This is a genomic window from Lysinibacillus sp. FSL M8-0355 (assembly GCF_038008985.1).
Taxonomy (GTDB): Bacteria; Bacillota; Bacilli; order Bacillales_A; family Planococcaceae; genus Lysinibacillus; species Lysinibacillus fusiformis_D.
The window spans coordinates 550,653-565,840 of record NZ_JBBPAI010000001.1; the positions used below are offsets into that span (position 1 = coordinate 550,653).

The window sequence follows — 15,188 nt, forward strand, 5'->3', positions numbered from 1 at the left end:
TATTTCGTAAGGGGTTTGTCGGCAATTGCATACATCGACATTGCAATTGTCGGCTTTTTTCAATTCATTAAGGGGAGAGAGTGGGGATTTCATATGACAAAGGTAGAAGTATATCGTCCAAAAAATCACGTACGTTTTGTGACAGCATCAAGTCTTTTTGATGGACATGATGCTTCGGTCAATATAATGCGACGCATATTACAATCGAGCGGTGTAGAAGTAATCCATTTAGGGCATAACCGTTCTGTCGAAGAAGTCGTGAATGCCGCGATTCAAGAAGATGCACAAGGTATTGCAGTTTCTTCTTATCAAGGCGGGCATATGGAATACTTTAAATATATGTATGATTTGCTGCGTGAAAAAGGGGCACCGCATATTAAAATTTATGGCGGTGGTGGTGGGGTTATTTTACCTCGTGAAATTAAAGAGCTTCATGCGTATGGCATTGCAGGCATTTTCTCACCAGAGGATGGCCGTGTTTTAGGGCTACAAGGGATGATTAATGAGCAAATTAAAGGAACGGACTTTCCAACTGCAACAGGCAACTATTTAGATAAATTAGAGGCTTTAACGACAGAAACGCCTGAAATTTTAGCCAATCTAATTACAGCAGCTGAGTCAAATGAGGATGAAGCTACGAAAGAGATGTTAATTGAGGCACGAAAGCGTTCAAAAGGTACACCTGTCATGGGGATTACAGGAACAGGTGGCGCAGGGAAATCTTCATTAACGGATGAGCTGATTCGCCGTTTCCTGAAAGAATTCCCAGATAAACGTGTAGCCATTCTTTCGGTCGATCCAACAAAGCAAAAAACAGGTGGAGCATTACTTGGCGATAGAATTCGCATGAACGCCATCTTCAATAACCGCGTTTATATGCGTAGTTTAGCAACACGAGGCTCTCGCACTGAATTATCTGCATCTATTGGTGATGTAATAGATGTAGTACGTGTAGCGGGCTATGATTTAATCATCGTCGAAACAAGTGGTATTGGTCAAGGTGATGCCGAAATCACAAGGTATACAGATCTTTCCATGTATGTTATGACAAGTGAATTTGGTGCACCTACACAGCTTGAGAAAATTGATATGATTGATTTTGCAGATGTCATTGCGATCAATAAGTTTGAGCGTAAAGGCTCGGAGGATGCGCTACGTCAAGTACAAAAACAATACCAACGATCTCGTGAGCTATGGGAAGAATCACTTGATAGTATGCCTGTTTATGGAACAATTGCTAGCCAGTTTAATGACAAAGGGACCAATGCATTATTCGCAGCTTTAGTTCATATTATTAACGAAAAAACAGGCTACAATTGGGAAACAAGCTATGAGCAATTTGCTAAGACGCAAAAGCAAGATGTCATTATTCCAAACGATCGTCGTTATTATTTACGTGAAATTACTGACACGGTTCGTGGCTATCATAAAAAATCAGAACAGCAGGTGGGATTTGCTCGCCGTCTGTTCCAATTAGAAGGTGCTATTACGGTAGTTAAGGAAAAAGCACCAGAGGATGCACTTATAGCATCGCTTTCTTCTTTAGCACAAGGTGTCAGAGATGAATTATCAGCAGAATCCAAGCGTATATTGGATAATTGGCAAACTTTAAAAGAAGCTTATGCTGGTGATGAGTTTGTGACGAAGGTTCGAGACAAAGAAATTCGCACTATTTTAAAAACAACAAGTCTTTCTGGTACAAAAATTCCTAAAGTAGCATTGCCGAAATTTGAGGACTACGGTGAAATATTACGCTGGGTGTACAAAGAGAATGTTCCTGGTGAGTTTCCTTATACAGCAGGTGTTTTCCAATTCAAACGTGAGGGAGAAGATCCGAAGCGTCAATTTGCTGGTGAAGGAACACCTGAACGTACAAATAAACGCTTCCACTATTTATCGAAGGATGACGATGCGAAACGTTTATCTACAGCCTTTGATTCTGTAACTCTCTATGGGGAAGATCCAGATTACCGTCCAGATATTTATGGTAAGGTCGGGGAATCGGGTGTATCGATCTGTACATTAGAGGATATGAAAAAGCTTTATGCAGGCTTTGATTTATGTGCACCGTCTACATCTGTATCTATGACCATTAATGGTCCAGCGCCTATTATTTTAGCGATGTTCATGAATACGGCGATCGATCAACAAGTTAAATTGCGCGAACAAGAGCTAGGACGGACTTTGACAGTAGAAGAGTTTACCGAGACACGTGAAAACACATTGCAGGTTGTACGTGGAACAGTACAAGCTGATATTTTAAAAGAAGATCAAGGACAGAACACATGTATTTTCTCGACAGAGTTTGCTTTACGTATGATGGGTGATATTCAGCAATACTTTATTGATCATAAGGTGCGTAACTACTATTCCGTTTCTATTTCGGGTTACCATATTGCAGAAGCTGGGGCAAATCCTATTTCCCAATTAGCTTTCACCTTAGCAAATGGCTTTACGTATGTAGAGTATTATTTAAGTCGTGGCATGAATATTAACGACTTTGCACCAAATCTATCGTTCTTCTTCTCGAATGGACTTGATCCAGAGTATACAGTAATTGGACGTGTTGCTCGTCGTATTTGGGCCATTGTAATGCGTGATAAATATGGTGCCAATGAACGTGCGCAAAAGCTAAAATATCATATTCAAACATCTGGTCGTAGTCTACATGCGCAAGAGATTGATTTTAATGATATTCGTACAACATTACAAGCATTGATGGCATTACAAGATAACTGTAACTCATTGCATACAAATGCCTATGATGAAGCTATTACAACACCTACAGAGGAATCTGTACGTCGTGCCATGGCTATCCAAATGATTATTACGAAAGAGCATGGCTTGGCAAAAAACGAAAATCCTCTGCAAGGTGCATTTGTTATAGAAGAATTGACAGATCTTGTAGAAGAAGCGGTCCTTGAGGAATTTGATCGTATTAATGATCGTGGTGGTGTTTTAGGTGCAATGGAAACGCAATATCAACGAGGTAAAATTCAAGAGGAGTCCATGTACTATGAAATGTTAAAGCATTCAGGGGAGCTACCAATCATTGGTGTCAATACGTACCTGAATCCAAATCCACCTTCAGACGCTGCTATCGATAATATGGAAATTGCTCGTGCATCCACAGAAGAGAAGGAAACGCAAATTCGCAATTTACAAGCATTCTGGAAGACGCATGAAGAAGAAAGTGAAGCTGCAATCGCACGTTTACAAGAAGTTGCTGTTAACAATGGTAATATTTTTGCTGAGCTTATGGAATCAGTAAAAGTAGCAAGCTTAGGACAAATTACAAAAGCTTTATATGAAGTTGGCGGACAATATCGTCGAAATATGTAATTGTAGACATTCAAAACTGCTTTTTTTCTAACATTTTTTTCTAATTTATGTAACAAGCTTCTCTAGTTTCTAGTGTCTAGTCTTAAGATTAGGCACTTCTTTTTATTTTCGTTATAATAGAAATGTAAAAAAAGGGGAGGCGCAGTAGGGATGAAATCATTTATTCACTACATAATTATATTAGCTTTAGTATTGGTAGCCATTTTCCTGTATAATAAGCAAATTGGCGCTATTCCTTTACTACTATTATCTGTTTATTTGTTTTATCTTGGAATAAAAAAAATGCGTAATATAAAAAACAGTAATTGAAGCTAGCAAAGGGGCTAAAACTTTGTATATAATGGGTATTATGCTTATGTATAGAAAGTACCTTTTGCGTGGCCTTTTTTGCTGCGCTTGGAAAATAAAGCACCATGTAATTTTAAAACGTCCATTGTGATGAGGGAAAGGAAGTGCACGAATTGAATTTTCGTGAAATGACAAAGGAACAATTAACGGAAGAATCGTTAATTAACTTAGCTTATGCAATTTTAAATGAAAAACGTGCCTCAGTGTCTTTTAATGATTTACTAAAATTAATTCAAGAGCTTGTGGGCTATAGTGATGCAGAAATGAAATCCCGTCTGTTACAATTTTATACAGATATTAATATTGATGGCCGCTTCTTATATAATCAAGAAGCAGGATGGGGCCTACGTGAATGGTTTAAAGTAGAGCAAATTGAAGAAGAAACAGCACCTTCTGTTAAGACTCAAAAGAAAAAATCTAAAGCTGCCTTTGATGATGAAGATCTTGATGAGGATGTAGATTTAGAAGAAGAAGATATCGACTTTGACGAAGACTTCGAAGAGTTTGTTGATGAAGAAGATATTGAAGAAGAGGACGAAGAAAAAGAAGAAATCGATTTTGACGATGAAGAAATCGAAGATATTGATGAAGAAATTGATGAAGACTTTATTGATGAAGAGGAAGAAGAGTTCGACGAAGAAGAGGAAGAAAACTAATACAGTACTCTTAGAATTTTCTTTCTATTAGGCATGGAGTAAAAAATCTTGACTTCTATCACGGTTCCGTTTAATCTTTTACTTGGGCTCCTTAAAAGAAGGAGAAAGACCGTGTATATAATACGCTCCCCCTGCAAACCTATGCAGGAGGAGCGTTTTTTTGTTTTTAACTATATTCAGTTCTCCCATACATTCATCCAGAAATGAATATAAAAGTTTGGATTTATTCATGATGTATAGTAAACGGTGACTGGATAAATGTTAGAGTTTTAAGGTTTAAAGGAAAGTGGAAAAGAGATAGAACCGATTACAGCTTCGAATCGACTACATTTTTTGTAGACATTCTCGGCTTTTCTTTTTTTAGGGTATTAGAATATAAAGGATTCTGTTCCCCCCTAAGCGAGCTAGTAATTTTAGAACATCATAAGGAGGAATTTATTCATGACGAAGTATATTTTTGTAACAGGTGGGGTTGTATCATCACTTGGAAAAGGGATTGTTGCAGCATCTCTAGGTCGTTTATTAAAGAACCGTGGTTTAGAAGTTACGATTCAAAAGTTTGACCCATATATCAATATTGACCCAGGTACAATGAGCCCTTATCAACATGGTGAGGTTTTTGTAACAGATGATGGTGCTGAGGCTGATTTAGACTTAGGACATTATGAACGTTTCATTGACATTAACCTAGGGAAACATTCTACAGTAACTTCAGGTCGCGTTTACCAATCTGTATTACAGAAAGAACGTCGTGGTGATTATAATGGTGGAACAGTACAAGTAATTCCTCATATTACAAACGAAATTAAAGACCGTATCCAACGTGCTGGTCGTGAAACTAATGCAGACGTTGTTATTACAGAGGTTGGTGGGACAGTAGGGGATATTGAATCATTGCCATTCCTTGAAGCGATTCGCCAAATGAAAACAAATTTAGGTCATGACAATGTGATGTATATTCACTGTACACTTATACCTTATATTAAAGCAGCTGGTGAATTGAAAACAAAGCCTACTCAGCATTCTGTTAAAGAATTACGCTCTTTAGGTATCCAGCCAAATATTATCGTCGTACGTACAGAACAAGAAGTACCACAAGATATGAAAGAGAAATTAGCATTATTCTGTGATGTGCAACCACATGAAATTATTGAATCTCGTGATGCAGAGCATTTATATGAAGTGCCATTAAACCTGCATGCACAAGATATTGATGATATCGTTCTTGATCATTTTGGCATTGAAGCACCAGAGGCAGATATGGAAGAATGGCGCGAGCTGGTAGACAAAGTGAAGAACTTACCAAATAAAAGAAAAGTAGCATTAGTAGGGAAATATGTGGAATTACAAGATGCTTACATTTCAGTAGTTGAGGCATTAAAGCATGCGGGCTACGCATTTAACTCTGATATTGAAATTGACTGGATTAATGCAGAACATGTCAATGCAGATAACGTTGCTTCACTATTAAAAGGTGCAGATGCCATTTTAGTACCAGGCGGTTTTGGTGATCGTGGTGTTGAAGGGAAAATTTTAGCGACACAATATGCGCGTGAAAATGATGTACCGTTCCTTGGTATTTGCTTAGGTATGCAATTAGCAACAATAGAATTTGCTCGTAATGTCCTTGGTTTAAAAGGTGCACATTCTACAGAGCTTGATGCAAATACAGAGTACCCAATTATCGACTTCTTACCAGATCAAAATGATAGTGTAGATATTGGCGGTACATTACGTTTAGGATTATACCCATGTAAATTGAAAGATGGTTCAAAGGCAAGCAATGCATACGGTAAAGAGCTTGTTTATGAGCGTCACCGTCACCGCTATGAGTTTAACAATGAATATCGTGAGGCAATGGAAGCAGCAGGTCTTGTCTTCTCAGGTACAAGCCCTGATGGCAAATTGGTTGAAATTATTGAGCTACCAGGTAACAACTTCTTTGTAGCATGTCAATTCCACCCAGAGCTAGTTTCACGTCCAAATCGTCCACAACCATTGTTCCGTGATTTTATCGGAGCAACATTTAAATAATCAAAAAGAGTTGTCTCTCTATTAATGAGACAACTCTTTTTAAATGAATGTTTATAGTTCTTCTTCATCAATACCAAGCATTTCATCATAAGCAATTTTCACAGCTTCATATACAAAAAGTCCAGCAATTGCATGTGGTACAACGATTCTTTGCCCTAAATCATTAGGCAATAAACCACCTTTAACGCGTGTAGAAACATACGTATAGGCCAAATCTGCAAGAGGATTTTCCGTATTCGCTACTTCACTCGCAACAGCAGCGAAAGGAATAAACCGTTTATTTAAGTCTTGAGCTAAAGCCAGTGCCTCCTCATCGTGCGCACTGCGTGTAAAAATGCAAACACGATCAGCTTCAGTTAAGCTTGTACTCGAAGTCCAAGGAGCTAATTTGCTAAATGGTTCAACTGCTTGAGATGCATTGGATTCAATAACTTGCATTTCACCAAAGCAAGCGAAATACACATGACCTTCTCCAATGGCTGCTTGTGCAAGGAGTCTTGCTGTTTCCTCAATAGCCTCCTCTTCATTTTGTGTTATTCTTTGTAATAATCCACTTAATTGTGTTGTTAGAATTTTTGACATGTTCCCACCTCTAACCATATTATAGGGGCGGAAAAGGTAGAAAGCAAAAGCAGATAATTTATAATACTAGAAGGTATTAAGCTGAAAAAGGAGAATTATACATAATAAAGAAAGTTTTTGTGTAAGAATAAAACTAAAAAAGGGCGGAATGAAATGTGAAACGATTACTAATTGTCGATGATCAGCAGGGAATTCGTTTACTTTTAAATGAAGTGTTGAAAAAGGAAGGTTATCTTACATATTTAGCGGCTAATGGTTCAGAGGCATTAAAATATGCAGATGAGCAACAGATGGATTGTGTTTTACTGGATATGAAGATTCCAGGGATGGACGGTATTGAAATCTTGAAACGCTTAAAAGAAAAATTTCCGAAGTTACCTGTATTTATGATGACAGCATATGGCGAATTGGATGTAGTGCAAGAAGCTTTAGAATTAGGAGCTATTCGTTACTTTACAAAACCATTTGATATTTTTGAGGTGCGAGATGAAGTAAATAAGGCTTTACAGGTGTAAAAAACAGACAGTGGACACACGGTCTGTTTTTTATGTTTATTTTGAAAGAAGCGACAGGGTATTGCCTTCAATTTCAGTGTGTTGCACTATGCTGTCGTGTAGAAAATAAGAGCCTCTGCATTTCAGGTGCAAGCCTCTGTTGAGTTACACTCCACAACGGCAGACACTGTCGCTACGTTATACTGCGGCTATCGTGTAGAAAATAAGAGCCCCTGCATTTCAGGTGCAAGCCTTCGTTGAGTTGCACTCCACAACGGCAGACACTGTCGCAACGTTACACTGCGCTATCGTGTAGAAAATAAGAGCCCCTGCTTTTCAGGTGCAAGCCTTCGTTGAGTTGCACTCCACTACGGCAGACACTGTCGCTACGTTACACTGCGCTATCGTGTAGAAAATAATAGCCCCTGCTTTTCAGGGGCTATTATTTTTGCTATGATTGAGGGGCATGTTTATGTAAAGAATAGTCCTATGAGGAGGATTTTTAGTATGGCATTAGTATCTATGAAAGAGATGTTAATTAAAGCAAAAGCAGAAGGTTATGCGGTTGGTCAATTCAACATTAATAACCTTGAATGGACTCAAGCAATTTTACAAGCAGCTGAAGAAGAAAAATCTCCAGTGATTCTTGGTGTTTCTGAAGGTGCAGGTAAATATATGGGCGGATTTATTTCCGTTGTTCATATGGTAAAAGGTTTAATGGAATCTTACGGTATTACAGTTCCTGTAGCGATTCATCTTGACCATGGTTCTAGCTTTGCAAAATGTAAAGAGGCAATTGATGCAGGCTTTACTTCAGTGATGATTGATGCATCACATCACTCATTTGAGGAAAATGTAAAAATTACTTCAGAAGTAGTAGAATACGCACATGCTAAAGGCGTTTCTGTGGAAGCAGAATTAGGAACAGTTGGTGGAGATGAAGATGGCGTAATCGGTGGTATTATTTATGCTAATCCAGAAGAATGCCGCAAAATGGTTGAACTGACAGACATCGATTGCTTAGCACCAGCACTTGGCTCTGTACATGGTCCTTACAAAGGAGAGCCAAACTTAGGCTTTAAAGAAATGGAAGAAATCTCTAAATTAGCGGATCTTCCACTTGTCTTACATGGTGGTACAGGTATCCCAACAAAGGATATTCAACGTTCCATTTCATTAGGTACAGCTAAAATCAACGTCAATACTGAAAATCAAATTGAAGCAACAAAAGTAATCCGTGAAATTCTAGACAACGACAAAGTTGTTTACGATCCACGTAAATTCCTTGGTCCAGCACGTGAAGCCATTAAGGCAACGGTTATTGGTAAAATTCGTGAATTTGGTAGTGCACAAAAAGCATAATTTTTGCATTTAATATGTTACAAAAGCATAGTTAAATACACATACTAAGAGAAGTGTTGATGCTTTCAATCGACCTTCTCTTGTTTTTGAAATAATGAAATTTTGGAAAATATTTAATAATATAAGAAAAATGATCAGGAGGAAATAAAAATGAAATATTTCATTGATACAGCAAACTTTGAAGAGATTAAAGAGGCACATGCATGGGGTATTTTATCAGGGGTTACAACAAACCCATCATTAGTGGCTAAAGAAGAGAATGTTTCTTTCCATGATCGTCTTCGTGAAATAGCTGAGCTTGTTGATGGCTCTGTAAGCGGAGAAGTTATTGCACTTGATGCGGAAGGTATGATTAAAGAAGGTTTGGAATTAGCTGCGATTGCTCCAAACATAACAGTAAAGTTACCAATGACACCAGCTGGATTAGAGGCATGTCGTTTCTTTGCAAACAAAGGTATTAAAACAAACGTGACATTAATCTTTAGTGCGAACCAAGCATTAATGGCTGCGCGTGCAGGTGCTACATACGTATCACCATTTATCGGCCGTTTAGATGACATTGGTCAAAATGGTGTCGAGCTAATTGAAACAATAGCAGATATTTTTACCATTCATAATATCGATACGCAAATTATTGCTGCTTCTGTTCGTCATCCTCAGCATGTTACAGCAGCAGCTTTAGCTGGCGCACATATTTCAACTACACCGTTTAAAGTATTAAAGCAACTTTTCAACCATCCATTAACGGAAAAAGGAATTGAAGGATTTTTAACGGATTGGAATACGAGAAAAGGCGAATAATAAGATTATAAAGTGAGCCAATTGCAAAAAATACTACTTTCCAATCATGAGGGAGAACGCAAAATGGATGTTTATAAAATTACTGGCGAAAATCGTCTACGAGGTACAATTAAAGTTAGTGGTGCAAAAAATAGTGCAGTCGCCTTAATTCCTGCATCAATTTTGGCGAACTCTCCAGTGACTATTGGGGGGATACCCGAAATTTCAGATGCTTGGACGTTAAAGGCTTTATTAGAGGAAATTGGTGGAGAAGTTTCATTTGAGGATGGCACAATGACAATTGATCCTACAGATATGATTGCATTGCCTTTACCAAATGGCAACGTGAAAAAGTTACGCGCTTCTTATTATTTAATGGGTGCTATGCTTGGACGTTTTAAGAAGGCAGTCATAGGGTTACCTGGAGGCTGCTTTTTAGGACCACGACCAATTGACCAACATATAAAAGGCTTTGAGGCATTGGGAGCTAAAATTACCAATGAACATGGAGCCATCTATTTACGTGCAGATGAATTGATTGGGGCAAAAATTTATTTAGATGTAGCAAGTGTTGGGGCAACGATTAATATTATGTTAGCAGCAGTGCTTGCAAAGGGACGGACTGTCATTGAAAATGCCGCAAAGGAACCTGAAATCATCGATGTAGCGACACTTCTGACGAATATGGGGGCCAATATTAAAGGTGCAGGTACAAGTGTCATCCGTATTGAAGGTGTAGAAGAGCTACATGGTACCGAGCATACGATTATACCAGATCGCATTGAAGCATCTACATTTTTGATAATGGCTGCAGCAGTTGGTGATGGTATTACCATTGATAACGTTATTCCACTGCATTTAGAAGCGATTATCGCAAAGCTTCGTGAAATGGGTGTGAAAATCGAAATTGGTGAAGAAAGTATTTATGTACCAAAAACAGATCTCTCGACATTACAGGCAGTGGATGTTAAAACGCTGGTATACCCTGGATTCCCAACGGACATTCAGCAGCCACTTGCGGTGTTAATGTCACAGGCATTCGGTTCTTCTAAAGTAACAGATACTATTTATACAGCTCGATTTAAACATATTGATGAGCTTCGTCGTATGAATGCAGATGCTCGTGTAGAAGGAAATACAGCTATTATTAAAGGGCCGAGTAAATTACATGGCTCAACGGTAACAGCTACAGATCTTCGCGCGGGTGCAGCTTTAGTTTTAGCTGGTCTCTTAGCTGAAGGCGAAACAGAGGTTCAAGATATCTATCATATCGAACGTGGCTATAGCTCACTTATTGAGAAATTACGTGATTTAGGCGCTGATATTCGACGTGAAACAATCATGGCACGTGTAGCTGAGACAAAGGAATAATGAGAGCTAAAAGTTTTCAGCCAATTATGTTACAATAGAGGTAATTTGAATGTTTTGGCATAAAAAGATGCCGATAACGGGAGGCAAAGCAACAATGGAACGTAGTTTATCGATGGAAGTAGTACGAGTAACAGAAGCAGCAGCAATCGCATCCGGGAAATGGATGGGACGCGGTTTGAAAATTGAAGCAGATGATGCAGCAACAACAGCGATGCGCAAAATGTTCGATACAATTCCAATGCATGCTACAGTAGTAATTGGTGAAGGTGAAATGGATGAAGCACCAATGCTTTATATTGGTGAAGAACTTGGTTTACGAAATGGTGGTCCAAAAGTAGATATCGCAGTGGATCCTTTAGAAGGTACAAATATTGTGGCAAAAGGTACGAACGGTGCCATGACAGTACTTGCTATCGCAGATAAAGGCAATTTGTTAAATGCACCAGACATGTACATGGAGAAAATTGCTGTAGGGCCAGAAGCGGCTGGTAAAGTGGATATAAATGCTTCTGTCACTTATAACTTATTACAAGTAGCAAAGGCTAAAAATAAAGATATTTCTGATGTAGTTGCTACTCTTTTAGATCGACCTCGCCATCAAGCAATTGTTGATGAAATTCGTGAAGCTGGCGCACGTATTAAATTTATCCAAGATGGCGATGTTGGCGCAGCAATCAATACCGCTTTTGATGAAACGGGTATTGATATTATGTTTGGAACAGGTGGCGCTCCAGAGGGTGTTATTTCGGCAGTGGCCTTAAAATGCCTTGGTGGGGACTTCCAAGCAAAACTAGTACCAGAGGATGAAGAGCAATTAGAACGCTGCACAAAAATGGGTGTAGATGTTGAGAAAGTGCTTTATTTAGATGACCTAGTAAAAGGCGATGATGCTATTTTTGCAGCAACTGCTGTAACAGATTGCGAGCTTTTAAAGGGTGTTCAATATAAAGGTGCTTATGCCCTAACACACTCAGTAGTTATGCGAGCTAAATCCGGTACGGTTCGCTTTGTAGAAGGCCGTCACGCTCTTGAGAAAAAACCTAGATATTAATGATATTTTCTTCTAAAATATACCTAGTACATCTATTGTGCTAGGTACCTTCTTCTTAAATTAACCATCCCATATTTTAAGGCAATGTTTAGTTGTATGGTAGAAAGTGTATCAGTAGTTATTATTAAACTCAGGCTACCATATAAGCATTAACAGAGCCTATCGAAAACTTCAATGATAACCCCAATAATTGTATTATATTTTGAAAAAGACTGGAGTTGTGCATATGTCTACATTGACAATCGCTCAATTAGAAAACATGACGTTAAAAGAGCTTTACGCCCTCGCACGCCAATATAAAATTTCATATTATAGCAAGCTAACGAAAAAAGAATTAATATTTGCTATTTTGAAAACGCGTTCAGAGCAAGAGGGCTATTTCTTTATGGAAGGCGTATTAGAAATTGTTTCGCAAGAGGGCTTTGGCTTCCTACGACCAATAAACTACTCACCAAGTAAAGAAGATATTTATATTTCTGCATCTCAAATCCGTCGCTTTGACCTACGTAATGGGGACAAGGTGTCTGGGAAGGTGCGACCACCGAAGGAAAATGAACGCTATTACGGCCTTTTACAAGTAGATGCTGTCAATGGCGAAGATCCTGAAGTAGCAAAGGAACGTGTGCATTTCCCTGCATTAACACCTTTATATCCTGATCGACAAATTAAGCTTGAAACAACACAGCGCAATTTATCAACACGTATAATGGATTTAGTGGCTCCTGTAGGTTTTGGTCAGCGTGGTTTAATCGTTGCACCACCAAAGGCAGGGAAAACATCTTTATTAAAAGAAATTGCAAACGCTATTACAACCAATCATCCAGAAGCTGAATTAATTGTCTTGCTGATTGATGAACGTCCTGAGGAAGTGACAGATATTGAACGTTCTGTAAATGCAGATGTTGTCAGCTCAACATTTGATGAAGTACCAGAGAATCACGTGAAAGTGGCAGAAATTGTATTAGAACGTGCACGCCGTTTAGTTGAACATAAGCGTGATGTTATCATTTTAATGGACTCTATCACGCGTTTAGCACGTGCTTTTAACTTAGTCATTCCGCCAAGTGGACGTACACTTTCAGGTGGTATTGATCCTGCTGCTTTCCATAGACCAAAACGTTTCTTTGGTTCAGCTCGTAATATTGAAGAAGGCGGTAGCTTAACAATTTTAGCAACAGCTTTAGTCGATACAGGCTCTCGTATGGATGAAGTCATCTATGAAGAATTTAAAGGTACAGGTAACTTAGAGCTTCATCTAGACCGTCAGTTGGCGGAGCGCCGTATTTTCCCTGCGCTTGATATTCGCCGCTCAGGTACACGTAAAGAAGAGCTTCTTCTTGAGCCAGAACAGCTTGAAAAACTATGGGCGATCCGTAAAACATTTTCAGATGCGCCTGATTTTGCAGAGCGCTTCCTGAAAAAACTGCGCACGACAAAATCAAATGAAGAATTTTTTGAGAAATTGAACGAAGATATGAAAAAAGCCACAAAAGGTAAGGGGCTACTTTAACTTAAAATTTAGTTAGCTCTTCATATTGCTGATTATAATCTTCAGAAAAGAATCACCATTAACTAAAATTAGTTGATGGTGATTTTTTGTAATATAAAAAGGAAAATATTGTATGATTGTATAATCATTTTCCTAATACTATTTTACTGATAAAGGGAGCTAGAAACTAAATGTATCAAAATAGAAACTATGAAATTTGAATTAAAAAACTACAATTTACCATAAATGTATTGTATAATTATGTTATTATACATAAGGAATGGTGATTTTTAATGAGATTTTGCATAAGTTGTGGTGAAAAAAATAGTGAAGAAGTATTGTATTGTACAAATTGTGGTAATAGTCTTAGCGATGTACAAGATAAAACATCTATGAAAATTGAACCAAAACTAAGTGCTCAAAAGAAGCATCGTAAAAAAATGACTAAAAAACAGAAATGGATATTTTCTATCTCAAGTGTCCTACTATTAGTTCTTGCTATTACACATTTCGTTTTAAGTAGCATTTATGAGCCAACTAAGCAGATTAGTGCGATGAATGATGCGTATAATAATCAAGATAAAGATGCTTTCTTTCAAGAGTTTGAAGTTAAAGAGGGCACTGTAGCAGATGCTCAAAATTTTTATGCGATTGTTAAAGAGTACGGTTGGACAAATTTGAGAAATCAACTTACATATGAAGTAGAACGTATTATGAATAATGAAAATCCAGATATTATATACAATGGGGGTGAATTTATTTCTGTACATAGTAAACCTATTTTATTTGGGTTGTATGACAGGGTTGAATTCATCATTATTCCGACTGAAGTGTTTATTTATGCACCTTTTAAAAATATGACTTTACAGTTTGGGGATAAGGAAATTGTCAGTAAGAGTGATGAGGAAAATGTAGGATTTGGTCACTATATTCCAGGAGAGTATGCTTGGTCTTATAGTTATGAAGGTGGTTATATACCTTTAGCAGACGAAGGAAAACTAATGCTTGAAGCACAAGCAGACAATATTGCACAAATTGATGTAGACTGGGGTTTCCAAACAGTATCTGTAGACTCCGATTTAGAGGATGCGATTTTATATGTAAATGGAAAATCGACTGAAAAAAAAGTAAGTGAATTAAGAGAGCTTTATCCTGCGAAACTAAATAGTAAAATAGAAGTTTATGCACAAAGTCAAGATAAGGATGGTAAAACGGTAAAGTCAGATGTATTGCCACTAGATAGTGATACTATTTATTTACCATTTGAACATATTCGAACGGAACAAAAATTAGCAGAACATGAAGATATCATAAGGGATATTTATAAAAATTTCCGCTCAGACTATTCCTCTGCTATTCGATACACAAATTTTGATTACATAGGTGATTATTTCAGAGAAGGAAGTAAAATAAAAAAAGATTATGCGAAATTTGTAACGGATCATGATAATATTCCTGGCTATAACTATGAATTTTTGTTAAATGAAATAATATCATTTAATACATTATCAGATAAACAATTTGAGTTACAGTCATATGAAACTTTTAATTATTCTTCAGATAAAGAAGGTTCTATTAACTATGAACGTAAAAAGAAATATATTTTCTCATTTGAAAATGGAAAATACTTTATTGATGAAATTGTGGATTTAGATACGAAAAAGACAAAATTATAGTGA

11 protein-coding genes are annotated in these 15,188 nt (G+C 37.6%); 10 read left to right on the forward strand and 1 reads right to left on the reverse strand.

Going from position 1 to position 15,188, the window contains the following annotated elements:
• The first annotated feature begins 93 nt into the window (after positions 1 to 93).
• From icmF to MKY46_RS02650, 3 genes are all read left to right on the forward strand, one after another.
• Positions 94 to 3,342 carry a fused isobutyryl-CoA mutase/GTPase IcmF gene (gene icmF, locus MKY46_RS02640; protein WP_340833710.1) on the forward strand — a complete coding sequence of 1,083 codons (3,249 nt, stop codon included), beginning with the start codon at positions 94 to 96 and terminating at the stop codon, positions 3,340 to 3,342.
• A 461-nt stretch (positions 3,343 to 3,803) separates the two neighbouring features.
• Positions 3,804 to 4,346 carry a DNA-directed RNA polymerase subunit delta gene (gene rpoE / locus MKY46_RS02645; protein ID WP_058844289.1) on the forward strand — a complete coding sequence of 181 codons (543 nt, stop codon included), beginning with the start codon at positions 3,804 to 3,806 and terminating at the stop codon, positions 4,344 to 4,346.
• A gap of 441 nt (positions 4,347 to 4,787) precedes the next feature.
• On the forward strand, positions 4,788 to 6,380 hold the full coding sequence (locus MKY46_RS02650) for a CTP synthase (protein WP_036121444.1): 1,593 nt from the start codon (positions 4,788 to 4,790) through the stop codon (positions 6,378 to 6,380).
• 51 nt (positions 6,381 to 6,431) lie between these two features.
• On the opposite strand, the gene MKY46_RS02655 is transcribed toward MKY46_RS02650, so the two are convergent.
• Entirely contained in the window at positions 6,432 to 6,962 is a 531-nt protein-coding gene (locus tag MKY46_RS02655; RefSeq protein WP_036121442.1) for a DUF2529 family protein, read from the reverse strand.
• A 155-nt stretch (positions 6,963 to 7,117) separates the two neighbouring features.
• On the opposite strand from MKY46_RS02655, the gene MKY46_RS02660 reads away from it, so the two are divergent.
• From MKY46_RS02660 to MKY46_RS02690, 7 genes are all read left to right on the forward strand, one after another.
• The gene (locus MKY46_RS02660; RefSeq protein ID WP_036121440.1) at positions 7,118 to 7,477 is read left to right on the forward strand and encodes a response regulator; all 360 of its coding nucleotides are present in this window, start codon (positions 7,118 to 7,120) and stop codon (positions 7,475 to 7,477) included.
• 486 nt (positions 7,478 to 7,963) lie between these two features.
• The gene (locus MKY46_RS02665; protein WP_036121426.1) at positions 7,964 to 8,818 is read left to right on the forward strand and encodes a class II fructose-bisphosphate aldolase; all 855 of its coding nucleotides are present in this window, start codon (positions 7,964 to 7,966) and stop codon (positions 8,816 to 8,818) included.
• 150 nt (positions 8,819 to 8,968) lie between these two features.
• Positions 8,969 to 9,619, forward strand: coding sequence for a fructose-6-phosphate aldolase (gene fsa / locus MKY46_RS02670; protein ID WP_340833711.1), 651 nt, complete (start codon positions 8,969 to 8,971; stop codon positions 9,617 to 9,619).
• 63 nt (positions 9,620 to 9,682) lie between these two features.
• Positions 9,683 to 10,969, forward strand: coding sequence for a UDP-N-acetylglucosamine 1-carboxyvinyltransferase (locus MKY46_RS02675; RefSeq protein WP_036121421.1), 1,287 nt, complete (start codon positions 9,683 to 9,685; stop codon positions 10,967 to 10,969).
• 94 nt (positions 10,970 to 11,063) lie between these two features.
• Positions 11,064 to 12,020, forward strand: coding sequence for a class II fructose-bisphosphatase (gene glpX, locus MKY46_RS02680; RefSeq protein WP_036121428.1), 957 nt, complete (start codon positions 11,064 to 11,066; stop codon positions 12,018 to 12,020).
• A 226-nt stretch (positions 12,021 to 12,246) separates the two neighbouring features.
• Complete coding sequence (gene rho, locus MKY46_RS02685) at positions 12,247 to 13,530, forward strand: transcription termination factor Rho (protein ID WP_036121419.1); 1,284 nt, start codon at positions 12,247 to 12,249, stop codon at positions 13,528 to 13,530.
• 272 nt (positions 13,531 to 13,802) lie between these two features.
• Positions 13,803 to 15,185 (forward strand): TcaA 3rd/4th domain-containing protein, encoded by a 1,383-nt coding sequence (locus MKY46_RS02690; RefSeq protein ID WP_036121417.1) that lies wholly within the window; start codon positions 13,803 to 13,805, stop codon positions 15,183 to 15,185.
• Positions 15,186 to 15,188 lie beyond the last annotated feature (3 nt).

Excerpts from the sequence above, each read along its gene's own strand:
- glpX (WP_036121428.1), top strand. The coding sequence starts at position 11,064 with ATGGAACGTAGTTTATCGATGGAAGTAGTACGAGTAACAGAAGCAGCA.
- MKY46_RS02675 (WP_036121421.1), top strand. The coding sequence starts at position 9,683 with ATGGATGTTTATAAAATTACTGGCGAAAATCGTCTACGAGGTACAATT.
- MKY46_RS02665 (WP_036121426.1), top strand. The coding sequence starts at position 7,964 with ATGGCATTAGTATCTATGAAAGAGATGTTAATTAAAGCAAAAGCAGAA.
- icmF (WP_340833710.1), top strand. The coding sequence starts at position 94 with ATGACAAAGGTAGAAGTATATCGTCCAAAAAATCACGTACGTTTTGTG.
- MKY46_RS02655 (WP_036121442.1), bottom strand. The coding sequence starts at position 6,962 with ATGTCAAAAATTCTAACAACACAATTAAGTGGATTATTACAAAGAATA.
- rho (WP_036121419.1), top strand. The coding sequence starts at position 12,247 with ATGTCTACATTGACAATCGCTCAATTAGAAAACATGACGTTAAAAGAG.
- MKY46_RS02650 (WP_036121444.1), top strand. The coding sequence starts at position 4,788 with ATGACGAAGTATATTTTTGTAACAGGTGGGGTTGTATCATCACTTGGA.
- MKY46_RS02690 (WP_036121417.1), top strand. The coding sequence starts at position 13,803 with ATGAGATTTTGCATAAGTTGTGGTGAAAAAAATAGTGAAGAAGTATTG.
- fsa (WP_340833711.1), top strand. The coding sequence starts at position 8,969 with ATGAAATATTTCATTGATACAGCAAACTTTGAAGAGATTAAAGAGGCA.